The 270-nt window shown below is 60.0% G+C and carries 1 protein-coding gene; it reads right to left on the reverse strand.

The features are described from left to right. Window positions 1-252, reverse strand: a 252-nt coding sequence (locus tag AAEY83_RS15305; RefSeq protein ID WP_351060264.1) for a phosphatidylglycerophosphatase A family protein, incomplete at its 3' end; no start/stop codon positions are given. Window positions 253-270 lie beyond the last annotated feature (18 nt).

Genomic DNA, 270 nt, shown 5'->3' on the forward strand with positions numbered 1-270 from the left:
GTCGAGCATGATGCCGACGCCGCCATGCACGTGCTTGTCGATCCAGCGGATCGGCCACGGCTTGAGAATATCGAAGAAGCGGAACACCAGAAAACCCGCGAGCAACCAGTACCAGCCTTCCGGCACCAGCCACAGGGTGATCCACATGCCGACCATTTCGTCCCAGACGATGCCTTCGTGGTCGTGCACGCGCAAATCGTCAGCGACTTTGCCGCACAGCCAGAAGCCGAACAGCATGGTGATGCCAAGCATCAGCCAGTAGCCCCAGTC

The sequence above is a fragment of the Psychrobacter sp. TB20-MNA-CIBAN-0197 genome (genome assembly GCF_040309765.1).
GTDB lineage: Bacteria > Pseudomonadota > Gammaproteobacteria > Pseudomonadales > Moraxellaceae > Psychrobacter > Psychrobacter submarinus.